The sequence below is a fragment of the Xanthomonas sp. LMG 12461 genome (assembly GCF_009192935.1).
GTDB classification, from domain to species: Bacteria; Pseudomonadota; Gammaproteobacteria; order Xanthomonadales; family Xanthomonadaceae; genus Xanthomonas_A; species Xanthomonas_A sontii.
In genome coordinates this window covers 16,982-41,560 of the sequence record NZ_NQYT01000039.1, presented here as the reverse complement: position 1 = coordinate 41,560, position 24,579 = coordinate 16,982, and the positions used below count along the sequence as shown (strand labels likewise).

General features: G+C 70.4%; 13 protein-coding genes. All 13 read right to left on the bottom strand.

What is annotated here, in order from left to right; translation table 11 throughout:
* Nucleotides 1-370: 370 nt before the first annotated feature.
* Entirely contained in the window at nucleotides 371-2,764 is a 2,394-nt protein-coding gene (gene pbpC, locus CEK68_RS11120) for a penicillin-binding protein 1C (protein ID WP_152239401.1), read from the bottom strand.
* Between the two features lie 139 nt (nucleotides 2,765-2,903).
* On the bottom strand, nucleotides 2,904-3,392 hold the full coding sequence (locus tag CEK68_RS21230) for an ATP-binding protein (protein WP_226977850.1): 489 nt from the start codon (nucleotides 3,390-3,392) through the stop codon (nucleotides 2,904-2,906).
* A gap of 799 nt (nucleotides 3,393-4,191) precedes the next feature.
* Nucleotides 4,192-5,586 carry a sigma-54 dependent transcriptional regulator gene (locus CEK68_RS11110; protein WP_152239399.1) on the bottom strand — a complete coding sequence of 465 codons (1,395 nt, stop codon included), beginning with the start codon at nucleotides 5,584-5,586 and terminating at the stop codon, nucleotides 4,192-4,194.
* Between the two features lie 82 nt (nucleotides 5,587-5,668).
* The gene (locus tag CEK68_RS11105; protein WP_152239398.1) at nucleotides 5,669-7,966 is read right to left on the bottom strand and encodes an ABC transporter permease; all 2,298 of its coding nucleotides are present in this window, start codon (nucleotides 7,964-7,966) and stop codon (nucleotides 5,669-5,671) included.
* Nucleotides 7,960-8,109, bottom strand: coding sequence for a hypothetical protein (locus CEK68_RS20985; protein WP_193314171.1), 150 nt, complete (start codon nucleotides 8,107-8,109; stop codon nucleotides 7,960-7,962). The genes CEK68_RS11105 and CEK68_RS20985 overlap by 7 nt, the downstream gene beginning before the upstream one ends.
* Complete coding sequence (locus CEK68_RS11100; RefSeq protein ID WP_152239397.1) at nucleotides 8,106-8,876, bottom strand: ABC transporter ATP-binding protein; 771 nt, start codon at nucleotides 8,874-8,876, stop codon at nucleotides 8,106-8,108. The genes CEK68_RS20985 and CEK68_RS11100 overlap by 4 nt, the downstream gene beginning before the upstream one ends.
* A 21-nt stretch (nucleotides 8,877-8,897) precedes the next feature.
* The gene (locus tag CEK68_RS11095; RefSeq protein ID WP_152239396.1) at nucleotides 8,898-10,148 is read right to left on the bottom strand and encodes an efflux RND transporter periplasmic adaptor subunit; all 1,251 of its coding nucleotides are present in this window, start codon (nucleotides 10,146-10,148) and stop codon (nucleotides 8,898-8,900) included.
* A gap of 147 nt (nucleotides 10,149-10,295) precedes the next feature.
* Nucleotides 10,296-11,237, bottom strand: coding sequence for a glycerophosphodiester phosphodiesterase family protein (locus tag CEK68_RS11090; protein WP_152239395.1), 942 nt, complete (start codon nucleotides 11,235-11,237; stop codon nucleotides 10,296-10,298).
* A gap of 19 nt (nucleotides 11,238-11,256) precedes the next feature.
* A complete protein-coding gene (locus CEK68_RS11085) occupies nucleotides 11,257-14,169 on the bottom strand; it encodes a TonB-dependent receptor (RefSeq protein WP_152239394.1) in 2,913 nt (970 codons plus the stop codon).
* Between the two features lie 251 nt (nucleotides 14,170-14,420).
* The gene (locus CEK68_RS11080; RefSeq protein ID WP_193314170.1) at nucleotides 14,421-15,077 is read right to left on the bottom strand and encodes an HAD family phosphatase; all 657 of its coding nucleotides are present in this window, start codon (nucleotides 15,075-15,077) and stop codon (nucleotides 14,421-14,423) included.
* A gap of 289 nt (nucleotides 15,078-15,366) precedes the next feature.
* Nucleotides 15,367-20,256, bottom strand: a complete 4,890-nt coding sequence (locus CEK68_RS11075; protein ID WP_193314173.1) for an alpha-2-macroglobulin — start codon at nucleotides 20,254-20,256, stop codon at nucleotides 15,367-15,369.
* 790 nt (nucleotides 20,257-21,046) lie between these two features.
* The gene (locus CEK68_RS11070; protein ID WP_152239392.1) at nucleotides 21,047-22,042 is read right to left on the bottom strand and encodes a nucleoside hydrolase; all 996 of its coding nucleotides are present in this window, start codon (nucleotides 22,040-22,042) and stop codon (nucleotides 21,047-21,049) included.
* A 69-nt stretch (nucleotides 22,043-22,111) separates the two neighbouring features.
* On the bottom strand, nucleotides 22,112-24,331 hold the full coding sequence (locus tag CEK68_RS11065; protein WP_152239391.1) for a TonB-dependent receptor: 2,220 nt from the start codon (nucleotides 24,329-24,331) through the stop codon (nucleotides 22,112-22,114).
* Nucleotides 24,332-24,579 lie beyond the last annotated feature (248 nt).

Sequence of the window (24,579 nt, the reverse complement as noted above, 5' to 3'; positions counted from 1 at the left end):
AACCAAAAGAAAGCGCGCCCTGCCTTCGCGCCCTCCGCGCTGCGCGCTCCGGGTCCGCGAACCAGGCGGGATCCGCGGAAGGGGCATCCTGCCCCTGCCGCGGACGGCGTACATCCATGTACGCCGCCCTTCGGGTTTTTCCCGCCTGGTTCGCCGCTTCGGAAGGGAACCCGGCAAGTCAAGAGCAACAGCAACAGCAACCAGCCAAAGCCAAGCGACCGCGCCTCTCGCACGGACTCACGCTTGTTCGTGTCCGGGAGCGATGTGGGAGGGACTTCAGTCCCGACTGCTTCCGAGGTCTGATCATCCGCCTACGCTGATCGTCGTCGTTGCGTGACAGTTGGCTTCTACGAGCGCGCGCCACCGCGGCTCAACGCAGCACCCGGAACCGTACCTGGGTCCAGGCGCCGTTGCTGGCCAGGGCGGTCAGGGTGTGGTCGCCGGCGTCGGCGAAGTCGCGCTGGAAGGTGCGTGCGCCCTCGGTGCGGGCGATCCAGCGGCCGTCCAGCAGCCAGTCCACCGGGGTGCTCGTGCCCAGCGCGCGTACCTGCAGACGCACCGTGGTGCTGCCCGGCGCGCGTGCCAGGGTGGCGCGGTCGTTGAGGCCTTCGATGCGCAATACGTCGCTGCGGCCGCGGCCGTCGTCGCGGCAGTCCGGTGACAGCGCCGGCAATTGCCCGGCCTGGCGCTCGCTGGCGTGCAGCCAAGGCGTCAGCAGCGCCGGCCAGCGCGCCAAATCGCGGGTGACCGCCTCATGCGGTTGCGCGCAGTCCGGCGACAGGCGCAGGCCGCTGTGCGCGTCCACCTGCACGGTCTCTCGGCCGGCGCTCCACAGCCGCGCGTCGCGCTCGGCGAAGGTCGGTGGCACCGCGCCATCCAGCGCATAGGCGGAGAAGCGCCGTTGGCACAACGCCGGCGGGGTCTGCTCGGCGGCGATGCCCAGCGGCCAGCATACGTCCACCTGCTGCACCGTCGCCGGCATCGGCCGCGGCGCGTTGTCGCCGCGCAGGCGCGGCAGGCTGTCGATAGTCTCGAACATCAGCGGCAAGGCGGTCACCGCGCCGTATTGGCCGGGCAGCGGCGTGCCGTCGGGGCGGCCCACCCACACGCCGACGGTGTAGCGGCGGGTGCTGCCGATCGCCCAGGCATCGCGGTAGCCGTAGCTGGTGCCGGTCTTCCACGCTACCCGCGGGCGCGTCCCGACGTCGAAGGTGCCGACGCCGTAGCCCGGACGCGGATTGGCCTCGAGCATCTCGCGCACGATCCAGGCCGCGCCGGGCGACATCAGGCGCCGTTCGATGCGCTTGTCGGTTGCGCTGTAGCGCACGTGGCCGGCGATGCCGTCGCGGTTGAGCGCGGCGAAGGCGCCGACCAGTTCCTCCAGCTTGGCGCCGGTGCCGCCGAGGATCAGCGCCAGGTTGGGCGTGCTGCCGCGCGGGAACTTCAGGCCGATGCCGGCGTTGCTCAGGCGCGCGGCGAAGCGCGCCGGGCCGACCCGGTCGAGCAGGTCCACCGCCGGCACGTTGAGCGACAAACGCAGGGCGCTGGCCGCGCCGATCGGGCCGTTGAAGGCTTCGTCGAAATTGCCCGGGCGGTAGTCGCCGAAACTCTGCGGCGCGTCGACCAGCAGGCTTTCGGAGTGGATCAGGCCATCGTCCAGGGCCATGCCGTACAGGAACGGCTTGAGCGTGGAGCCGGGCGAGCGCCAGGCCTGCACCATGTCCACGTCGCCGAGCCGGCGGCGGTCGCCGAACTGCACCGAGCCGATGTAGGCGCGCGCCTGCAGGTCGCGATTGTCCACCACCAGCAAGGCCGCCGAGGTGCGCTCGGGCAATTGCGAGAAGTAGGCGCTGACCCGGTCCTCCAGCGTGCGCTGCAGGTCGGCGTCGAGGGTGGAGACGATGTGCGCGGCGTGCGGGCGCTGCTGACGCAGGCGCTCGGCCAGCAGCGCGGCGTGCAGCGGCGTCTGCAGCGAGCGCGCCACCACCGGTTCGATGCGCGCATCGTCGACCTGTGCGCGCGGCCACACGCGCAGCGCGACCATGCGTTCGAGCACCTTGTCGCGCGCCGCGCGCGCCGCCTCCGGATGCCGGTCCGGGCGCAACCGGCTCGGTGCCTGCGGCAGTACCGCCAGCAGCGCCGCCTCGGCCTGCGACAGGCGTGCGGCCGGCTTGCCCAGGTAGGCCCAGCTCGCCGCCTCCACGCCTTCGATAGTGCCGCCGTAGGGCGCGCGCTCCAGGTACAGCTGCAGGATCTGCCGCTTGCTCAGGTGCGCTTCCAGCTGCAGCGCACGCAGCGCCTGCTGGGCCTTGCCCCACGGCGTGCGCGTACTGACCTCGGGCGGCATCAGGATGCGCGCCACCTGCATGGTCAGGGTGGAACCACCGGAGACGATGTGGCGCGAGAACAGCCACTGCTTGGCCGCGCGCAGCAGCGCCCAGGGATTGACCCCGGGATGCCGCCAGAACCAGCGGTCCTCGTAGTTCAGCAGCGCCTGCAGATACAGCGGCGAGACGCTGTCCGGGGTGGCCGGATAACGCCAGACGCCGTTGCTGTCGGCGAAGGCACGCAGCGGGGTGCCGTCGGCGGCCACCACCAGGGTCGAGGTGTCGCGCGACTTCGGCAGCGGCAGCGGAAACGCCAGGTCCAGCAACAACAGACTCGACAGCAGCGCCACCGTGCCCCAGCGCAGCCACGGCAGCAGGCGCGTCCAGCGCCGGGGGCGCCGCGCGACGTGCGAGGCGGCGGTGTCGTCCAGTGGCATGCGGGCTCCCGATGGAAGCGGCCATTTTGCCTGTTGCGGCGACGGCGCGGCGAGCGGGATATCCCCTGCCCGTTCGGTATCGCCGACGATGGGTGCCCAACTGCTCCGGGGCACCAGCAACAAAGCGCTCCTTCTGCCACTACGCCAGCGGCAATCGCAGCGTCGCCACGCTGCCTTGCGCGTCCGTACGGGCCTCCAGGCGCAGGCTGCCGCCCTGCGCTTCCAGGATCTGCCGCGATAGCACCAGGCCGATACCCGAACCGCCGGGCTTGGTGGTGAAGAACGGCACGAACAGATTGTCGCTGGGCGGCAGGCCGGCACCGCCGTCGCACACCTCGATCGACACGCTGGCGCCGTCGGCACTCGCGCGCAGCGTCACCGGCGCGCTGCCGCCGGCTTCCAGCGCGTTGCGCAGCAGGTTGATCAGCACCTGTTCGAGCTGGTCGGCGTCGGCGCACGCATGCAGCGACGGCGCGACCTCGACCTGCACTCGTGCATCGTCCAGCAGCCGCTGCACGCGCGCGCACAGCGGTGCCAGCGCCACTGGCGCCGGGACCGGCGCGGGCAGCCTGGCCAGGCGCGCGTAGCCGCCCAGGAAGCGCTGCAGCGCCGCGCTGCGCTGTTCGATCACGCCCAGCCCGTTGTGCAGATCGGCCTGCAGTTCGGCGTCGAGCGCCTGCGGCGCGGCCGCCAGCAGGCGCGCCAGGGTGTCGGCGATCGAGGCGATCGGCGTCAGCGAGTTGTTGATCTCGTGACTGAGCACGCGCAGCAGGCGGCGGAAGGCCTGCGCCTCCTCCTCGCGCAGTGCGCGCTCCATCGGCTGTACCAGCAGCAGCCGGCCGGCCTGGCTGCGGCTGCGCAAGGCGGCGTGGCCGATCTGCCAGCGCCCCTGCTGCCCGGCGAACGCATGCGCCTGGATGCTGCCCGACGGCACGTCGAACAGGCCGGCCAGTCCCAACGCCTGCGCGGATTGCCCGATGGCCTGCTGGGCGGCGACGCCGAGCAGGCGCTCGCCGGCCGGATTGACCAGGCGCAGGCGCTGGTCCTGTTCGAACGCAAACACCGCCCCGTCCAGCGCCGCCAGGGTCTTGCTCAGCAGTTGCAGGCTTTCGTGCGAATCGCGCTGTTCGTCCTGCAGGCGCTGCGCCAGGGCGTTGAACCGCGCCAGCAGGCCGTCGGCATCGCGCGCGTCCTGCGCCGCACGCACGCTGTAGTCGCCCTCGCGCAGCGCGTCCAGCAGGCCACCGAGGGTGCGCAGGCGCTGCCCGGCATCGCGCTGCTGCCAGCGCCACAGCGCCATGGTCAGCACCAGCACGCACAGCAGCAGCACGATCGCCTCGGGCCACCGCGGCGCGCCGGCGGCAAGCACCAGCACCAAGGCCAGCAAGGCCGGCGCCACCAGCCACAGCGGCCGGAAGCGCTGTCGCTCAGCCGGCGTCATCGCTGCGCAGCCCGTGCTTGCCCAGGCGCCGGTACAGGCTCTGCCGGGTGATGCCGAGCTGGTCGGCGGTGCGCTGCAGGTTGCCTTGGTGCTGCGCCAGCGCCTGCTTCAGCAGCAGCGCCTCGGCTTCTTCCAGGGTGAGTTGCGTCGACAGTGCCGGCGCGGCATTCGTCGCCGGCTGCAGGCGCAGGTCGTCGCTGCCCAGGGTGCTGCCGTCGGCCAGCAGCGCCGCACGCTCCATCGCATGCGCCAGCTCACGCACATTGCCGGGCCAGGCGTAACCGAGCAGCGCGCGCTCGGCGTCGCGCGCCAGCGTCGGCAGCGGCCGCCGGTAGCGGGTGCAGGCGGCGGCCAGGTAATGCCGCGCCAGCGGCAGGATGTCGGCACCGCGCTCGCGCAGCGGCGGTACGCGTACCTGGAAGGTGTTGAGCCGGTACAGCAGATCCTGGCGGAAGCGGCCGGCCGCCACGTCCGCCTCCAGATCGGCATTGGTCGCCGCGACGATGCGCACGTCCACCCGTTGCGTGCGCGAGGAGCCGAGCCGCTCGAACTCGCCGTCCTCGATCGCGCGCAGCAGCTTGGGCTGCTGCTGCAGCGGCAGGTTGCCGATCTCGTCCAGGAACAGGGTGCCGCCATCGGCCAGTTCGAAACGGCCGGCGCGGTCCTGGCGCGCGTCGGTGTAGGCGCCGCGCACGTGACCGAACAGTTCGGCCTCGAACAGGGTGGGCGCCAGGCCGCCGATGTTGACCTTGACGAAGGCCTGCGTGCGACGCGGCGACCACTGGTGCAGCAACTGCGCCAGCAGGCTCTTGCCGGTGCCGTTCTCGCCCAGCAGCAGCACGTTGGCGCCGCTGCCGGCGATGCGCAGAAGGTCCTCGACCAGGCGCTGCATCGGTGCCGATTCGGCGACGAAGCCGGCGGCACCGTCCTGCAGCAACAGCGCCTGCGCCTCGCCCAGACGTTGCGCGGCGCGGCGGCTGCGGTCCAATGCGATGCGGCTCTCCAGCACCGCCAGGACCCGCGCGTTCTGCCAGGGCTTTTCGATGAAATCCACCGCGCCCTCGCGCATCGCCGCCACCGCCAGTTCGATGCTGGCCCAGGCGGTCATCGCGATCACCGGCAGCCCCGGCCATTGCGCGGCGATCTGCGCGATCAAGGCCAGGCCTTCGGCGCCGGAGGTGGTGTCGCGCGCATAGTTCATGTCCACCAGCACCGCGGCGAACGCGTCGCCGCGCAGGCAGGCCAGCGCCAGCTCCGGCGACTCGGCGCCGACCATGCCGTAGCCGGCGCTCTTGAGCAGCATGCGCAAGGCTTCGCGCACGTCGGCCTGGTCGTCGACGACGAGAATGCGCGGCAAGGGCGATGTGCGGGCGTCGGTCATGGCGCAGAGTCTAGCGGCCGGGCGTGGCGGACAGGCGCCACGGCGCCTGTGGTGGCGTACCCGCATCGGAACGCAAAGCGCATCATTCGGCGCGCAAAGCCTGCATCGGCGGCACCCGTGCCGCGCGCCGCGCCGGTGCCAGCGCGGCGAGCAGGCCGGCGGCGGCCAGCACCAGCAGCACCGCGCCGATCGCCAGCGGGTCGGCCACGCGCACCTCGAACAAGTACCGTTGCAGCAGCCGCGACAGCGCCATCGCCACGCCCAGGCCCAGCAGCAGGCCCACGCCGATCTGCACGCCGGCCTCGCCCAGCACCTGCCGCCGCAGCCGCGCCGGCGGTGCGCCGAGCGCGGCGCGCACGCCGAACTCGTGCTGGCGTGCGGCCACCGCCACCGCCATCACCGCGTACAGGCCGACAGCCGCCAGCAACAAAGCCAGTCCCGCGAACAGCCCCACCAGCAGCAGGTTGAGCTTCTGTTCGCCGGTGGTGCTGGCGACCAGCGCCTGCATCGGTTGCAGCTCGGCGATCGGCTGCTGTGGCGCCACTTCCTCGATGGCGGCACGCAGCGCGCGCTCGTCGGCACCCAGTGCGCCGGCCCGCAGATGCACCGCATAGGTCAGCGCGCCGAAGCCGCGGAGGATCTGCCACATCGGCTCGCTCATCTGCGCCAGCGGCTGGTACACGGTCGGCTCCGGCGGCTCGGCCGGGCTGGTGTGGCGCACGTCGCCGACCACGCCGACCACGCGCATCGACACGCGCTGGTCGCCGCCGTCGTCGGGCAAGCTGACGATCTTGCCCAGCGCCTGCCCGTGCAGGTAACGCGCAGCGAAGCTCGCGCTGACCACGCAGACCCGCTCGCCTCCGGCCACATCGCTGTCGGCGATCCCGCGCCCGGCCAGCAAGGGAATGCGGAAGACCTCCAGGAACTGCGGCGTGGCCAACCGGTACTGGCTGTCGACGGACGACGCGCCATCGATCTCCACGCTCCAGCTCAACCGCGTCGCCGTCGGCGGATTGGTCGACACCCCCACGCGGTCGATGCCAGGCACCTGCTGCAAGCGCGCGACGATACGCCGGGTCTGCTCCACCGCATCGGCCGCGGTGATGTAGCGCTCCTTCACCGGCGCCAGGGTGAACACCACCGCCGAGTGGCTCTCGAAGCCCATCGGCACCTCCGCCAGCTTCTGCAAGGTGCGGGTGAACAGGGCCGCGCCGATCAGCAGCACCACGGCGATGGCCACCTGCGCGATCACCAGGACACGGCCGAGGCGGCCGGCCTGCAGGCTCCAGCCGCCGCGCCCACCACCAGCCAGTTCCGTCACCAGATTGCGGCGGCGGCCGCGCACGATGCCCAGCGCTGCGGCCAACAGCGCCGTCGCGCCGCCGGCGAGCAGCGCGAACAGCACGCTGGCGCCGCTCAGATGCGGCGCCTCGCCGCGCATCCACATCAGCGGCACCCAGCCGCCGAGCAGACGCAGGCCCAGCCAGGCCAGCACCAGGCCGGCCAGGCTGCCGAGCGCGCCGATCAGCACGCCTTCAGCCAATGCCGGCAGGCTCAAGCGCAGCCACGAGGCGCCCAGCGCGGCACGCACCGCGCTGTCGTGGCTGCGCCCGAGCGCGCGCAACAGCATCAGGCTGGTGAGGTTGATCGCGGCGATCAGCAGCACGCAGGCAGCCGCGGCGAAGAACAGCCACAGCGTGTTGCCGCTGTTGGCGTCGTACAGGCTGTCCTGCAGCGGCAGCGCGTTGGGCGGCCGTCGCTGCAGCGACGCCCACCACGACGCGTCCATGTGCGGGCTGTTACGCAACAGGGCCTGGAGCGTCGTCGCGGTCTGCGCGGACGCCGCGGCCACGCTGACGCCGGGCCGCAACCGCGCCACCACGATCTCGTTGGTGGACAGATTGGTCGCGGCCAGGTCCGGCTGCATGTTGCGGATCAGGTCGAACGGCTCGGCCCAGGGGAACTCCGCCGGCAGCACGCCGACGATCTGCACCGGCTTGCCTTCCACCTGCAGGGTGCGTCCCACCGCGGACCGGTCGCCATCGAAATAGCGCTGCCAGAAACGATGGCTGAGGATCACCGCCTGCGGCCCGCCGGGCCGGCTTTCCTCATCGTTGAAGTTGCGCCCGGCCGCCATCGGCAGGCCGAGCGTGCGCAGGAAGCCGGCATCGGCACTGATCGACGCGACCACCTCGCTGGCATCGCCGCGGGCGACGTTGGCTGGCACCGGGAACCCGCGCGCGATGCCGATGGACTGCAGGCTCGACATGCGCCGCAACACCGGGTAGTAGCCGGGCGCAGCGACATTGCGGCCAGGGTCGCTGGACAGGCCGAGGGTGACCAGCCGCTCCGGCTGCGGGAACGGCAGCGGCTTCAGCAAGGCCTGGTCGAGCAGCGCGAAACCGCGGTGGTGGTGGCCACGCCCAGGGCCAGGGTCAGCACCGCCAGCAGCAGATAGCCCGGCCTGCGCGCGAGCGTGCGCCAGGATTGCCGCATCTCGGTCCACTGCAGGGCGGCGCTCATCGTACCTGCCCCGCGGCACGCGCCGGCAACGCCACGTCCTGTTCGTGGCGCAGCCGCTCGAAGGTGTCCTCGTCGACGATGCGGCCGTCGAGCATGTGCACGATGCGCTGCGCGCGCCGCGCGAACGCCGGATCGTGGGTGACCATGCACAAGGTGGTGCCGTTGTCGTGCAGTTGTTCGAGCAACTGCATCACCGCCTCGCCGTTGCGGCTGTCCAGGTTGCCGGTGGGTTCGTCGGCGAGCAGGATCGCCGGGTTGCCGGCCAGTGCGCGCGCCACCGCCACGCGCTGCTGCTGGCCGCCGGACAACTGCCCCGGATAGTGCTTGTGGCGATGCTGCATGCCGACCAGTTCCAGCACCTCGCGCACGCGCTGGCGGATCTGGCTGCGCTGGGCGCCCTCGCGGTAGGTCAGCGGCAGCGCCACGTTCTCTTCCACGGTGAGATCGGCGATCAGGTTGAAGGCCTGGAAGATGAAGCCGATCTCGGCGTTGCGGATGCGCGCGCGGCCGACGGTATCCAGCTCGGCGACGCTGCGGCCGTTGAGCCGGTAGGTGCCGCCGCTGGGCGCATCGAGCAGGCCCAGGATCGACAGCAGCGTCGACTTGCCGCAGCCGGAGGGGCCGGTGATGGCGACGAAATCGCCAGGCGCCACGTCCAGTGCGATCTCGGCCAGGGCGTGGGTTTCCACTTCCTCGGTGTGGAACACCTTGCTGAGCCCGTGCAGGTGGATCAGCGGCGTGGCGGATGGTGCGGGAACTGCGGTCATGCGGGATCTCTCCTGGTGAGGCTAGCGTAAGCGCAAGGTGGCGTCGGCATTCCACTGGCTGGTGTCGGACAGCACGACGCGGTCGCCGGCGCGCAGGCCGGCGCGGACTTCGATACGGTCGCTGGAGGCGGCGCCGAAGCGCACGCGGATGCGCTGCGCGGTGTCGCCGCCGTCGCGCAGCACGAACAGGCTGCCGGCGGCGTTGGGCACGGCCAGCGCCGGGCGCGGGATGCTGACCACGTCGCGCAGCGTGCCGAGCACGATGCGACCGTCCACCGACAGGTCCGGGCGCACGCCAGGCGGCAACGGCGGCGTCAGCCGCACGTCGACCGCCACGCTGCCGCTGCGCACCGCCGGATCGATCCGCGCCACCTGCCCGCTGACCACGCCGTTGTGCGTGTCCACCGCCACCGGCAGGCCTTCGATCACGTCCTTGGCCAGGACTTCGGGCACCTGCAGGCGTGCCAGCAGGTCGTCCGGGCGCGCCACCCGCGCCAGCTTCGCGCCGGCCTCGACGCGCTGGCCGGGCTCCACGTCCACCTGCTGCAGGATGCCGTCGCTGCCGGCACGTACCTGCAGCGAATCGGCCTGTTGCGTGGCGATGGCCAGCGCACTGGCGGCCTGCTCGCGCCGTGCCTGTGCCGCGCGCAGCTGCGCGGCCATGTTCTGCCGAAACGCGGCGACGCGTTTGCGTTCGATGTCGGCGCGGCCGCGTTGCTGCGCCTCGACGATCTGGCTCTGGGTCAGGTCGATCGCCGAGATCGCGCCGCCGTCGTGGCCGCGCCGGTAGGCCTTGGCCTTGATCTGCGCGATCTGCAACTCGGACTCGGCCTGCGCCTGCAACGCCTGCTGGTCGAGCAGTTGCGAGGCCAACGCGGCGTGCAGTGCGGCCAGGTCGGCATCGGCGCCGGCCAGCGCAGCGCGGGCGCGGTCCAGGCCGGCCTCCAGTTCCGGGTTGACCAGTTGCAGGATCGGCGTATCGGCCAGCACGCGCGCGCCGGCCTCGACCCGTTGCTGTTGCACAGTGGCCGGGGCCCCGGCGGTGATCCAGCGGATCTGCCGCGGCACCAGCACGCCGTTGGCGCGAACCTCGCGACGCATCTCGCCGCGCGTGGCCGCATCGATCCACACTTCGCTGCGCGCCACCCTTGGTGCGGCGCGGCCGCTGCCGAGCAGCGCAATGCCCAACAGCACCACGCCGATGGCGGCCGCCACCAGCCAGCGGCGGCGGTGGTGCCAGAACGAACGGTTCGGGGATTTCGCGATATCCATGCCTGCTGTACAGCAGGCCGCATGCCAATCGGCGAACCGCGCTAACCCATTGAATCCGTTGCGCCGCGACCGCGGCGCGCGCGGTCGCGGCGTCCGCAAGCGGTCGCGCAGCGACCGATTACGGACAGTTGAACGGCCATGCGCCGGTCAGGGCTTTTCCAGCGACGCGCGATAGCGCAGCAGCGCTTCCGGTTCGTCGGTCTGGAAGGCGCCGATGCCGGCGCGGTACAGCCGCCCCCACACCGCATCCGGATCGCGCACCGCATCGGCATCGCCGCCGACGTCGGCGACGAAGCCCTCCCACAGCGTATTGACCAGCAGCCGCACCTGTCGCTGCCTGGCCAGCGCCGTCACCGCCGGCAACTGGGCCAGACGCATCCGCGGCAATTCGATCGCCACCGGCCGCACCTTGCCATCGGTCTGGGTGCGCACGGTCTGCACCAGGTCGTCGGTTCCCGGCGGGTTGAGCAGCACCGGGGTGAAGTTGATCCGGTCGAACGGCGGCATCGACGCCAGGTCCTGGCTGGCGACGCCGACCTCGGTCTTCACCACCACCTGGCGCTCCATGCCGGCGCGGCGCACCGCATCGACCACCTCGGCGTAGATCGGCGCCTTGACGTCGAGGTTGAGCATGATCCGGCCCTTGGCCGCGGCCAGCATCTGCGCCAGCGTCACTGGATGCTGGTCGGTGAGCGGCGCGTCGGCGCCGCCCTCGTCGTCGCGCAGGCGCAACCGCGACAGTTGCGGCCAGGTCAGTTCGGCGACCTTGCCGGTGCCGTCGGTGGTGCGGTCGACGGTGGCGTCATGGAACATCACCAGGGTGCCGTCGCCGGCGCGGCGGATGTCGGTTTCCAGCATGTCCACGCCCAGCGTCACGCAGCGCTCCAGCCCCAGCAGCGAGTTCTCCGGTGCGTGCCCGGGAAAGCCGTGCGCGGGCGCGGGATTGTGGCAGCCGCGGTGGGCGACGACGAAGATGCCGCCGTCGGGTGCGGCCAGGCGCGCCTGGATCGGGGCGATGGCGGCGATGGCCGGGGCCGTCGCGGTCAGCAGTGCGGCAATGATCGCGCCGCGCGAGAAAAGCAGGTTCATGGAAGGTCTCCGGCAACGGTCACAGCGACGGGGTGAAGCGCAGGCCGAGCCAGTAGGTGGTCGGCATCGAATAACTGTCCTTCAGCAGGTTCTCGCCGGGGCCGGTGAAGCTGGTGAGGCGGCTGTGGGTGACATTGCTGATCTGGCCGACCACGCTGAGCTGCTTGCTCACCGCCCAGGTCGCCGACAGGTCCAGCTGCGAACGCGGCGCCCAATACAGATCCTGCCAGGCGATGTTGCTGACGATGGCGCGCAGCGCCTTGCCCTGGCGGTTGTAGGCCGCACGCAGTTCGACGCCGCCGACGGTGTAGAACAGCGAGGCGTTGGCGGTGTAGTCCGGCTGCCCGACCAGGCGATCGACGGTGCGCTGGCTCTGCACCAGGTTGGGCGCGCTGCCGCTGGTGAACGGCACGTCCATGCCGCCATCGAGCAGCGCCAGGTTGGCGCTGGCGCCCAGGCCGGACAGCGCCGGCACGCCCGGGAACAGGGTGTTGAACACTGCGCTCAGCTCCAGGCCGCGCACGTGCGCCTTGGCGGCGTTGGCCGGGGTGCTGATCAGCACGTTGGAATAGGTGGTGCCGTTGAAGCTGAACTGGTCGGTGCGCGAGAGGGTGAAGATCTCGTCCTGGATGCGCTTGTCGAACAGCGCCGCGGCGAGCATGCCGTCGAAATCGTCGGGCAGGCGCCATTCCAGCGACAGGTCCAGGTTGGTGGACACGCGCGGCTTGATGTCCGGATTGCCGATGGTGACGGTCACGCCCTGCGCGTTGGGATTGCCCATGTCGCTGCTGTTGACGAAGCCGATCGAGGTGCGCGCGGCGTAGGCGTCGTAGGGCGGGCGGCCGAGCGTGCGGCTGGCGCCGGCGCGCAGGTCGAGGCGGTCGTTGACGTGGTAGGTCATCACCGCCGACGGCAGCACCTTGGCGTAGCGCGACTCGGTCGGCGCATCGACGTAGACGTAGCTGCCGGTGGCCGCATCCAGTTGCCGCTGGCGGCCGACCGTGGACTGGTCGGTATGGTCGTAGTGCAGGCCGGCTTCCACATCGAAATCGTCGGCGCGATAGCCGACCAGGCCGTAGGCACCGAAGATCTCCTCGCGATGGCTGAAGTTGTCCTGGTTGCTGAAGGCGCTCTGGTCGGTGCGGTTGAACGCGCTCAGCGGCGTGGCGCTCAGCACCTGGTTGGCCTTGTCCGGATCGATCGCGATCAGGTTCAGGCCCAGGTAGCGCATCGGCGCATTGGACGGCGCCAGCACGTCGGCGATCTTCAGCGGCGGCGCGCTGCGGTTGGGCTGGTATTCGACGCGGTAGATGTCGAAGCCGGGTTCGTCGCGGGTGTAGCTCAGGCCGCTGCCGAAGCCGAAGCCGCGGTCCATCTCGCCGCGGTTGAAGGCGTAGTCCAGGCGCCCGGTGAGCACCTTGTCGCGCGCGTCGCGCTGGTAGTCCGGGCGCCAGTACAGCAGGCTGTAGTTGTCGTAGTTGTAGTACGCCTGCGCCGCCATCGGGAAACGCTGGTTCAGCGCGGAGGTGTCGTAGTTGAAGCCATAGGCCGCGGTCGGCACCACGGTGACGCCGGGGCCGGTCTGCCCGGTGGGCACCGCCGCCGGGCGCTGCGCGCCGGTGACGTACTTGATCATCTTGATCGGTTCGGCATAGGTGGCATCGGACCAGGACGCGCGCGCCGACAGCACCTGGCGGTCGTCCGGGCGCCATTCGAAACCGGTCTGGCCGAGCTTGGTGCGGGTGGTGGTGATCTGGTTGGAGTAGCCCACTTCCACGTCGCCGACCGGGTACGTGCCGCTGGTGGCGGTCTGGTTGTAGACGCGGTTGCGGTTGCGCGGATCGAGGATGACCTCGTTGCGCTCCATGTTGTCGCGGAAATAGTAGTAGCCGGCCATGGCGTAGGCCTGCAGGGATTCGCTCAGCCGCGCCTCGAACTTGCCGGTGAGGCCGTAGCGGTCGCGCTTGTCCATCACGTACCAGTACTTGTCCTGCTGCGGCACGGCCCAGCCGTTGCCCAGGTTGGTGCCGCTCTGCAGTGCGCCGCTGTTGTCGTAGAACCCGTAGTGCACCGTGTCGGTGGTCATGTGGGTTTCGGTGTAGCTGCTCAGCGTCTGGTAGTTGCCGGACAGGGTCAGGCCGTACTGCCCTTCGCTGCCGAAGGTGCGGCTGCCGGTGGCGAGCAGGCGGTAGCCCGGGTCGTCCTGGTCGCGCGGCTTGCCGACGTCGTTGGCGTGGCCCAGCGAGGCCTCGGCGGTGAAGAACGGCTTGCCGCCGTTCTCGAACGCGCTGCGGGTCTTGAGGTTGATCGCACCGCCGGTGGCGTTCGGGTCCAGGTCCGGGGTGAAGGTCTTGATGACCTGCAGTTCGCTGACCATCGAGGCCGGCAGGATGTCCAGGCGCACGCCGCGGGTGATCGAGCCCAGCGTGCCGTTGGGCGTGCCCGGCGAGGCCACGGTCAGGCCGTCGATGGTGACGTTGTTGTAGGACGGGCCGAGGCCGCGCAGCACCGGAGTGGCGGCTTCGTCGCGCGGATGTTCGTTGTCGGTGGCCGGCAGCACCGACAGGCCGGGGATGCGGCGCAGCGCCTCGACGATGGTGGTGTCCGGCAGCGCACGCACGTCGGTGGAGCTGACCACGTCGGTGATGTTGGTGGCCGCGCGCTTGCTCTCGATCGCGGCGGCATTGGCCTTGCGCACGCCGGTGACCATCACGCTGGACAGCGTGGTGGTGCCGTCGTGGCTGGCGGCGGCGTTGGGCGTGGTGTCGGGCGTGGCGTCGCCGACGGCCGGTGCGGTGGCGGCCGCGACGGCACTGGCGTCGGCAGCGAGCGTCGCCGTGGTGGACGCGGCGTCCTGTGCGAGCGCGGCCTGGCAGCTGGCGGCGAGCGCGCAGACGATCAGCGCGCGGCGCCGATGGGTGAGTGGTTGCATGGCGATGTCCCCTGGTTGACCGAATTAAGTAACTTAAAGTTCGTTATTTAATCCCAGGGATATGACGCTGCGATGGCGGCCAGCGGAAAGCCTGGCGACAGCGCCCGTGCGGCACTGGCCACGACGTTTCGTACGGCATCGGCGAACGGCCGGCCGCTCTCAGGGCGTGGAACGGCCCATGGCATCGCTGTCGGCGCAAGGCGCCGCACCGTGACCGCCAGGACGCTGCGCTGGCGACGGCGCGGCGTGGATCAGGGCGCTGGCGCGCGCGGCGGCAGCAGGCCCAGCGCGACCAGGTCCTCGCGCAAGGTGACGGCGTCGCGGAACTGCAGCGCGTGCATGCCGGTGGCTGCGGCGGCGTGCACGTTGCGCGGTGCGTCGTCGATGAACACCGCCCGCGCCGGGTCGATCGCATAGCGTTCGCACAGCAGCGCGAAGATCGCCGGGTCCGGTTTGACCAGGCGCTCCTCGCCCGACACCAGCACGCCTTCGAACCACTGCAGGAACGGATAGCGTTCGCGCGCGATCGGGAAGGTCTCGTGCGACCAGTTGGTCAACGCGTACAGCCGCACGCCCTGCCCGCGCAGTTCGTCCAGCACCGCCACCGTGGCGTCCAGCGCCCCGCCGAGCATCTCCGGCCAGCGCGCGTGGTAGGCGGCGATCATCGGCGCATGCGTCGGATGCAGCGCGCTGAGTTCGGCCACCGCCTCCTGCCATGGCCGCCCGGCGTCCTGGCGCTCGTTCCACTGCGGACTGCACACCTCGCGCAGGAAGGCTTCCATCGCTGCCTCGTCGTCGAACAGACGGCGGTACAGATGGCGCGGATTCCAGTCGATCAGGACACCGCCGAGATCGAATACCACGGTGTCCAGGTGGGGTGCAGCGGACGGCGAGGATGCGGGGGACATGACTGGCTCCAGGAACGAGAGGGTGGACGCAGCGGCAGACCAGGCGTGCGCCGGCGGCGGCGCGCTGGGTGCGGCGGTCATGGTAGCCGTCCCTTCTGCTGACATTGCTGGCCGGCGTCCCTTCATCCCCGGCCCCTGGGGGGTTGGTGCGGGATTGCTGGTGGGGTTCTCTGGCGGTCGGACCCTCACCCCCGGCCCCTCTCCCGGGGGGAGAGGGGAGTCAGGCGGCTTCCCTTGCGGTCGTACCCTCACCCCCGGCCCCTCTCCCGCAGGGAGAGGGGGGCTTTCGTCAGGGCTGCACGACGTTGATCGTGCCGGGGTTGCTGCGCCCCACCCCGCGCAGGTCGGGACGGTACATGTCCTCGACCAGCGACGGCGGCACCGTGTAGGTGCCCGGGGTCACCGCGCGCACCAGGTAGAACACCTGCGCCTTGCTGCCCGCCGACAGGCTCAGCGCGGCCACGTAGCGGTCGTCGCGGAACTCCTCGTGCTTGACGTCGGCGGCGTTGGAGCGGTCGCTGATCTCGATGCCGTCCACCACCACGTCGGCCCACTGCTTGGCGTCGCCCAGGTTGAAGTTCTCGATCTCCAGGCCAGCCGGCAGCAGGTCGGTCAGCAACGCGTCGGGCATGCTGGTGTCGGAGGTGATGGTGACGCGCACGATCAGCGCCTCGCCCTCCTTCAGCGGCTGCGGCGTCCACGGCTTGCCGTCGGTGCCGTAGAAGCTGCGCTCCACCTTCAGCGTGCTGTCGTCGGCCGCCGGCGGGGTGCGCGGCACGCCGGCGATCTCCAGGCTGGCGTACAGCGGCGGCTGGCCCTGCGGCACGAAGTGCACGCCGCGCGCCAGCTCGGCCTCGCCGAACTGGCGGCCGAAGGCCTTGGCCGGGGCGATCGCCTCGCTGCTGTCGCCGATGCTCAACTGCCCGGACACCTGCGCGGTCTGGCTGTTGAGCAAGGCCTTGCCCATGCGCGCCAGCGCCACTTGCTCCTGCGTGCTCAGCCACAGCCAGCCGCCGCGGCGGCGCGCGTCCAGCTCGCGGCCCAGCGCCATCACCCGCGCGTCGTACTCGGGCTTGGCCAGGCCGCGCTCGTGCAGCAGCGCGATCATCAGCGCGTCGTCGCGGACCACGCTGCCGTAGTCGCCGAAGTAGCGCGGCCGGTCGGCGCTGTCCTTGGCGAAACCGGCGGCGATCGCCGCCTCGCCGCGCCTCTTGTCGCCCTGCAGCGACAGCGCCACGCCCAGGTGCACCAGCGACAGGCCGGTCAGCGCCTTGCCGCGGTCGTTGTCGTACAGCGCGCGCAGCGTGCCCAGCGGCGCGCGGTTGACCCGCGCCAGCACGTAGCCGGACCAGGCCTGGTTGGCGAACTTCAGGTTCTCGCGGCGGTCCTGGCCGTAGAAGTTGTTGCCGCCGGACAGCAGGTCCTCGCTGAGCCGGTTCAACGCCTTCTGCAGCACGTTGTCGGGCACCGCGAAACCGGCGTCCTTGGCGTCGAGCAGGAACTCGGCGATGTACGGGGTCAGCCCCGGATTGACGTAGCCGTCGTCGCCCCACATCGAGAAGTGACCGCTGGAGACCTGCATCGAGGCCAGCCGCCCGAACGCGCCTTCCATGCGCGCGCGGCGCGTGGCCGCATCCAGGCCCTTGACCCCGAGCAGGCGCGCGGTGGCGTCGTCGAGCAGCAGCGCGGCGTAGCCCTTGCTGGTGGTCTGCTCGGCGCAGCCGTAGGGGTATTCCAGCGCGCCCTGCAGGGCGCTGGCGAACGGGATCGGCGGCAATGCGCTGACCAGCATGCGTGCGTTGACCGAGCCGGCCATCAGGCCTTCGGCATCGCTGGCGCCCAGCGTCACCGGCGCCAGCGTGTCCAGCACGCGGGTCTGCGCGCGCAGCACCGACGGCCACGCCGCGCGTACCGGCAGGTCGTAGCGGCGGTCGGCGGCATAGCCATTGCCTTCCACCCGCACCCGCACCTTGGCCACCGTGTAGCCCTCCTGCGCCACCAGCGGGAAGCTCAGCGTGGCCTTGCCGTCCTTGCCCAGCTTGGCGCTGCGTGCGTTGTCGGCGATCGCCAGCGGGCCTTCGCCATCCACCCGCACCTTGAACTCGCCCGGCTGGCCGGTGAAGTTCTGCACGTCCAGGGTCACGGTGCTGCGGTCGCCCGGCGCCATCACCCGCGGCATGCTGGCCTCGGCCACGATCGGCGCGCGCACCAGGGTCTCCACGTCGCGGTTGCCGTAGCGCTCGTCCGAATAGACCAGCGCCGACACGCGCAGGGTGCCGTTGAAGTCCGGCACCGGCAGCTGCACGCGGGCGTTGCCCTTGGCGTCCAGTTGCACCGGGCCGGAGAACAGGTCCACGGTCTGCACCCGCGCGGTCGGCCGCTTGGCCTGCGGCAACGCCGCCAGCGCCATGTCGCCGCCGAAGCGTAGCTTGCCGGTGCCGCCCTCGAAGCTCTCGATGACCCGGCCGTAGATGTCGTACGCATCCACGCCCAAGCGCCGCTGCGCGAAGAACTGCGCATTGGCGTCGGGCACCGGGAAGCGGGTGATGTTGAGGATGCCCACGTCCACCGCGGAGATGGTCACGTGCGCCTGCTTGCCGGCCAGTTCCGGCACGCTCACCGTCACCGGCAGCGGCTGCTCCGGGCGCATCTGCTTGGGCGCGACCAGGCCCACCGCCACGCGCCGGGCCTTGCGGTCCATCGGCACGTAGGCCACGCCGACCGCGCGCGCCGGGGTGATCTTGCTCGGCGCCGAGCCGCCGCGGAACACCAGCGCGGTGACATAGACGTCGTGGCGCTCCCAGTCCTTGGTCACCGGGATCTCAAACGTGCTGCCCGGCTTCACGTCGATGTCCTGCACGTACAGCATGCGGTCGCTCTCGACCATCAGCAGGCCGGGGCCGGCATGCGGCGGGGTCAGGGTGACCTTGAGCGTGTCGCCGGCCTTGTAGCCGGTCTTGTCCAGCGCCAGCTTGACCTTGTCCGGACGCGCATCGAGGCCGCGGTTCTCGTCGTTCCAGCTCCAGCCGGCATGGAACGGATAGCGCGTTGTCAGGCCGGTGGCCGGGTCGAACACGTCCACCCGGTACTCGCCCCACTCCACCGGGAAATCGAACTTGGCGGCGCTGGCGCCGGCATCGACGGTGAGCGTCTGCTTGTTCTCGAAGCGACGGGTGAAGTCGTAGTCCCAACGGTTGTCGGCGAACGCCCAATGGTAGTCGCGCAGCTCGCGCACCAGGGTCACCTTCAGGCCCTTGGCCGGCTGCGGCTTGCCCTGCGCATCCACCCGCATCAGTTCGAAGCGCGCATTGGCGTTGGCGTCGGCACCGTCCTTGTCGTCGAACAGCGGGCGCACGCCGACCAGCGCCGGCGCCGGCCACAGCACGCGCTTGAGCGTGCGGGTGACGGTGCGGCCGCCGGTCTCGTACACGCTGGCCGAGACCAGCGCGGCGATGGTGCTGGTCGGCTTGGCCTCGTCGGGCAGCGCCAGGTCCTCGCTGAGCTTGCCGTCGGCGCCGAACTCGGTATCGACCACGTCCTTGGCCTCGCGCGGCAACTGCAGCGTCGGGTCGCCGAAGAAGTAGCCCGGCAGCGCCTCCACCGGATGCTGCTCGACCGCCACCGCCAGCTTGGCGGTGAAGCGGTTGCCCGCCGCCGGCGCGCCGTACAGGTAGGCGGCGGTGGCCTGCAGCTTGAACGGCTCGCCCGGCTTGAGCGTCTTCTGCGCGCTGTCCAGGTCCAGCTTCATGCGCTCGGGCAGGAACTCCTCGATGCGCAGGGTCATGCCCTGCACCGCTTCCTTGCTGGTCGGGTCGGTGCGGAACTCCACCTGCCAGCGCCCGGTCGGCGCATCGGCGGGGATCAGCTGCTCAAAACTGAAGTAGCCCTGCTCGCCCGGCTGCAGCCGGGTCTCGCGGAAGATCTTGCCGTCGGGCTGCTTAAGCCGCAGGAACACCGGCTGTGCGCCCTTGCCGGTGGTCGGCACCGGCTTGCCGTCGTTGTCGCGCAGCAGCGCCGACACCCGCACGGTCTCGCCGGGGCGGTACAGGTCGCGGCCGGACCAGGCGAACACGTCGAACCAGGCGTTCTCGCGCCCGGCCACCGCGAACTCGCTCAGGTCCAGCGCCGGCTGGTTGAACGGCAGCATCGACAGGTCGGTGCCGCTGCGCGCCACCAGCACCTGGCCGGCGTCGAGCGTGTAGTTCAGCAGCGCGTTGCCGTTGTCGTCGGTCTGGCCCTTGAGGAACAGCTCGCCGTCGGCGCCGAGCACGCGCAGCTCCACCTTCTTCAGCGGCTCGCCGCTCTGCAGCGAGGCGGTGTGCACGAACAGCTTGTCCTTGTAGGCGCGCGCGTGCAGGCCGATGTCGCTGACGGTGAAGAAGGCGGTGTCGTACTCGTTGTCGAACTTGCCGGGGCGGCGCAGCACCGCGAAGTACAGGCCCGGCGCCTGCAGTTCCTTGATTTCCTGGATCGGCAGGTAGGTCAGCGCGCGCTCGTTCTTGTCGCCGCCGAGCACGAAGCGGTTGACGTAGACCGAGTCGGCCATCTGCGAGATCGGGGTGTGCTCGCCATATTCGCTGTCCAGTTCCCAGGTGCCGCGGCGGCCGCCGCGCTGGTACTGGGCGAAGAACGTCGGCAGCGCGCCCTCCTTGACCCGCATGAACTCCACGTCCACTTCCGGCACGTTGAGCGAGACCACCGGCAGCCCGCGGCTCTCGCGCGCCGGCAGCACGCTGCCCTGCGAGGCGAAGCCGACCGCCGGGGTCAGTTCGCCGGTGTAAACCTTCTGCTTGAGCGGCTTGCCCAGGCGGCTGCCGTCGGCGGCCAGCAGGTCGGCCGAGATCACCACCGTGTAGTCCTTGGCCGCCTCCACGTAGGGATAGCGCAGGGTCTTGCCGTCGTCGGACAGCGACCAGGCGCTCTCGTCGGTGCCGACCTTCTCCTCGAAGCGCAGCAGCTTGTCGAAATCCTGGGTGCCGACCAGCGGCCGCGAGAACTCCAGCGCCAGCGACAGCCCGTCGCTCTTCTGGTCGGGATAGGCGCGGACCAGGCCGAAGCCCTTCATCGCTTCCTTATGCCCCTTCACCGGCTCGCCGCTGGCCTCGGGCAACTGCCCGGATTCGTTGCGCTTGCAGCCGCCCAGCGCCAACGCCAGGCCCAGCAGCAAGAACGTCCCCATCAACCCTGCGCGCAGGCCCGCCCAGCGCCGCTTCGAATCCGTGTGCATGCGTTCGCTCCGTGAATGTGGCGCGAGTATAAAGCGCCGGCGCGACGGCTGGAGGGGCGAAGGTGCGCCATCCGTCGGCGTGTGCGCGGCAGGCCGCCGTCGGCGCGGAAGCACATCCCGCCACCGCGCCACCGGCCGCCGCGTGGATCTCGTCGGCACGGCTCTACATGGCCTCGGGCCATCAGCCGCAACAGATATCCCCGGGAACGCCCGTCGTGGCTGAAGCCGCTCTTACCCTGAGTATCCGCGCACCTTCGTTCGAAGTCATTGTGGGAGGGACTTCGGTGCCGGCGCGGCGGCAGTGGAGGCGCCGATGGCTCCACTCGTCGGGACTGAAGTCCCTCCCACAGGGGAGTCAATCCGATCGCCCATGCCGACAGCACCCACGGCGCGCGCCTCATGTGGGAGGGACTTCAGTCCCGACTGCAAAGCAACGGATCGGCCAGTGGCTGCGCTTGTCGCGATGAAGCTGCTTCCACAGCGGGCAATCCCATGCGCCATGCCGACATCCACAGCACCGGCGGCGCGAGCCTCTTGTGGGAGGGACTTCAGTCCCGACTGCGGAACAACGGATCGGCCAGTGGCTCCGCTTGTCGCGATGAAGCTGCTTCCACAGCGGGCAATCCCATGCGCCATGCCGACACCCACAGCACCGGCGGCACGAGACCTCTTGTGGGAGGGACTTCAGTCCCGACTGCAGTGCAACGGATCGGCCCACTGCCCCACTTGTCGCGACCACACGTCAGCGCAGCAGCCGCTGCATGTACAGCGCGATCAGCCGCGGCCGGTCCAGCGCCAGACACACCTGCGCGTTGGCCGCGGCGCCCGGCGCGTCCGCCGTCGGCGTCTCGCGGGTGTAGCCCTTGTCGTCGACCACGATGCGCAGCGGCACGGTGGGGCACAGGCCGGGATCCAGCAACTGCGCCACCGGCACCACATCGAACAGGGTCGGGGTGGCGCTGGCCCAGGGCTGGTCGGTGTCGCGCCATTGGTAGTAGAGCTGCGCCAGCGCATCGGTCAGCGGCTCGCCATGGGCGAACAGCGCCACCCGCTCCGGCTCCTCCAGGGTCACCTGGGTGGCGTCCAGCGGCAGCATCACGATCGGCACGCCGGCGCCGAACACGCGCTGCGCGGCGGGAATGTCGGCGGCGATGTTGTACTCGGCCGCCGGCGGACTCGGCGGGCGGTAGCGCGACTTGCCGTAGCCCACGCGTACCGAGCCGCCCATCAACACCATCTGCTTGAGTTGCGCGAAACCGGCCGGGTCGCGCTGCTGCGCGCGCGCCGCGTCGGTCAGCGGGCCGAGCACCAGCAGAGTGACCTCGCCGGGATGCCGCCGCGCCTGGTCCAGGATGAACTGCGCCGCATCCGGCGCCTTGCGCGGCAGCGTGCCCTTGGCTGCCCAGCGTGCCTGGCTGAAGGGAATCGTGCTGTCGGTGCGCTCCCCGATCGCCAGCGGGATGTCGTTGCGACCGGCCTGCTGCAGCAGCCGCTGCAGCAGTTGCGCGCGCAGGCCGGTATCGCCCCAGGCCGAGGCGATGCCCAGCACCTGCAGCTCCGGGCTGCGCAACAGCAGCGCCAGTGCGAACGCATCGTCGATGTCGTCGCCGATGTCGGTGGACACCACCACCTTCTGCAGCGACACGGCCGTTGCTGGCGCCGTGGCCGCCGTCGCATCGTTCACCCACACGGCCGCGATCAGCAGCGCCGACGCCGCCCATTGCTTCAGCACGCGCATGCGCGTCTCCCAAAAAAGAACCGCCGGCATGATAGCCGGCGGTCGGTGTTGCAACGGCGAGGCCGCGGATCAGAAGTTGGCGCGGAACTGCGCGCCGACGATGCGCGGATCGTTGATGAAGCCGGTGAGGTTGTTGAAGTCGATCGCACCGGTGGCGCGGATCTGGTTGGTGCAGTTGCGGCAGAACACCGAGACTTCATACGCACCGGCGCCCCAGTTGTAGCCGATCTTGGCACCGCCCTCGAGCAGCGGCTGGCCGACGAACTCGCGCGAGTCGTACAGGAAGAAGTTGATCTCGCTGCGGTAGGACCAGTCGGTGAAGAAGAAGAACTCGGCATCGTCGCCGACCGGGATGCCGTAGCGCAGGGTCGCGTTGCCCATCCACTTGGCCGCCTGCGGCAGCACGTTGCCGTCGATCAGCGCGCGGCCGGAGGCGTTGATCGGATCGGTCACGGTGCAGGTGCGGCACACGCCCACAGACAGGGTCGGGTCCTCGATGCGGGTCCAGTTGTAGGCGCCGCCCAGGGTCATGCGCAGGTTCTGGGTCAGCAGCGCTTCGAAGTCGAACTCGGCGCCGCGCGCCTTGGAGGCCTTGGCGTTGAGCAGGCGCACGTCGTTGGAGGCGCCGCCGACCGCGGTCAGCTGCTGGTTCTTCACCTTGAAGTCGTAGACGTCGAAGCTCAGGCGCGCACGCTTGTCGAACAGGTCGGACTTGATGCCGATCTCGTAGGAGTCCACGGTCTCCGGTGCGGCCACGGTCAGCGGCGCGGTGGCCGACGGCACGCCGAAGCTGGCGCCGCGGAAGCCGCGGGCGGCGCGCGCATAGACGTTGACGTCGTCGTTGATGGTGTAGGTGGCGCTGAGATCGCCGGTGACCTTGGAATTGTCGGTGCTGCCGCTGGAGGGCTGCTGCAGGGTCACGCGGTCCAGCGCGAGCACGTCGAAGGTCTTCTTGTCGTAGGTGTAGCGGATACCGGCGCGCAGGTTCAGGCGCTCGGTGGCCGCGTAGTTCAGCGAGCCGAACGCCGCCCACGAGGTGTTGCGCTGGCGGGTCAGCTGATAGCTGGACAGGGTGCCGCCGGCCAGGGTGTTGTAGGTGTAGTTCTCGCCTTCCACCGAATCGTGGAAGTAGTACAGACCGGCCTGCCAGTTCAGCGGTCCGGTGTACTGCGACTCGGCGCGCAGCTCCTGCGAGTACTGGTCCAGGTTCTTGATGCCGCCGGCGGTCTCCACCGGGAACGGGATCACCCCGGGGCCGGACGGCGGCGCGAACACCGCGCCGTAGCCGCCGTCGATGTCGCCGCGGCTGTAGTACTTGCCGATGCCCTCGTAGCCGGTGATCGAGTGCAGCACGATGTCGCCCAGGTCCCAGGTCAGGTTGGCGCTGCCGCCGTAGGTCTGCAGTTCCTGGGTGTTCTTGCCGTCGATGGACACCTTGTCCGGATCGAAGCCGGCGACCAGCTGGTTGGTGCCCGGCTGGAAGATGTTGGCGCGGAACAGCCGCGCGGTGCCGTCGAGGTGGCGCGCGTGCGCGTTGAACAGCGCGCTGAAGTCCTCGCCCGGCTGGAACAGCACCTGCAGGCGCACCGCCGAGTCCATGTAGCCTTCGAAGGAGCGGTTGTCGATGGTGTTGTCGACCCAGTCGCCGCGGCGCTGGCCCAGCGCCGACAGGCGCGCGGCCCACTTGTCGCCCATCGCCACGCTCAGGCCGGTTTCCATGGTCATGGTGCCGTAGGTGCCGTAGGACAGGCTGGCGTAGCCGTCGTTGGCGCCGATGGTCGGCTTGACCGAGTTGAACTTGACCACGCCAGCGGGGGTGTTGCGGCCGAACAGCGTGCCCTGCGGACCGCGCAGCACTTCCAGGCTCTGCAGGTCGAAGATCGGGAAGCCCTTCAGGAACGCGTTCTCGGCGACCACGTCGTCATAGATCAGCGACACAGGCTGCGAGGCGTAGGTGTTGAAGTCGGTGTTGCCGTAGCCGCGGATGTAGAAGCGCGGGAACACGCGGCCGTTGGACGACTCGACGTTGAGGCTGGGCGCCTTGCCGGCCAGCACGCGCACGTCCGAGCCGCTGGTGGCGATGGCGTCCAGGTATTCCGGGCGCAGCACGCTGGCCGACACCGGCACGTCCTTGGAGTCCTCGGCGCGGCGCTCGGCGGTGACCTTGATCGTGTCCAGACGGGCGACCCCGTCGGTGCTGTCCGCCTGCTGGGCGACGGCGGGGAACGAAAGCGCGGAAACGACGGCAACGGCAAGCGCACTGGCGCGCAGCGACCAACTGGCAGACATGGGAACTCCGGGATGGGTGGGCGTAATCGGGAGCGCGCCGAGTCCTTGCCGCGCCGCAGCATAATTAACACAAAATATACAACCTGCGGCGGCCGGCGTCACCTGGGTGAGGCGAGGATTTGGGATTGGGGAGTCGGGATTGGCAAAAGCGGGGCCGTTGCGGGGCTGCTCGCCTGCCGGCCCGGGCCGGCTTCCCTTCTCGGATGGCCGCAGCCGCTTTGGGTCGCGTCGGGACTGAAGTCCCTCCC

Coding starts and splice junctions, on each gene's coding strand:
- pbpC (WP_152239401.1), bottom strand. CDS start 2,764: ATGCCACTGGACGACACCGCCGCCTCGCACGTCGCGCGGCGCCCCCGG.
- CEK68_RS11110 (WP_152239399.1), bottom strand. CDS start 5,586: ATGACCGACGCCCGCACATCGCCCTTGCCGCGCATTCTCGTCGTCGAC.
- CEK68_RS20985 (WP_193314171.1), bottom strand. CDS start 8,109: ATGAGCGCCGCCCTGCAGTGGACCGAGATGCGGCAATCCTGGCGCACG.
- CEK68_RS11100 (WP_152239397.1), bottom strand. CDS start 8,876: ATGACCGCAGTTCCCGCACCATCCGCCACGCCGCTGATCCACCTGCAC.
- CEK68_RS11095 (WP_152239396.1), bottom strand. CDS start 10,148: ATGGATATCGCGAAATCCCCGAACCGTTCGTTCTGGCACCACCGCCGC.
- CEK68_RS11090 (WP_152239395.1), bottom strand. CDS start 11,237: ATGAACCTGCTTTTCTCGCGCGGCGCGATCATTGCCGCACTGCTGACC.
- CEK68_RS11085 (WP_152239394.1), bottom strand. CDS start 14,169: ATGCAACCACTCACCCATCGGCGCCGCGCGCTGATCGTCTGCGCGCTC.
- CEK68_RS11080 (WP_193314170.1), bottom strand. CDS start 15,077: ATGTCCCCCGCATCCTCGCCGTCCGCTGCACCCCACCTGGACACCGTG.
- CEK68_RS11075 (WP_193314173.1), bottom strand. CDS start 20,256: ATGGGGACGTTCTTGCTGCTGGGCCTGGCGTTGGCGCTGGGCGGCTGC.
- CEK68_RS11070 (WP_152239392.1), bottom strand. CDS start 22,042: ATGCGCGTGCTGAAGCAATGGGCGGCGTCGGCGCTGCTGATCGCGGCC.
- CEK68_RS11065 (WP_152239391.1), bottom strand. CDS start 24,331: ATGTCTGCCAGTTGGTCGCTGCGCGCCAGTGCGCTTGCCGTTGCCGTC.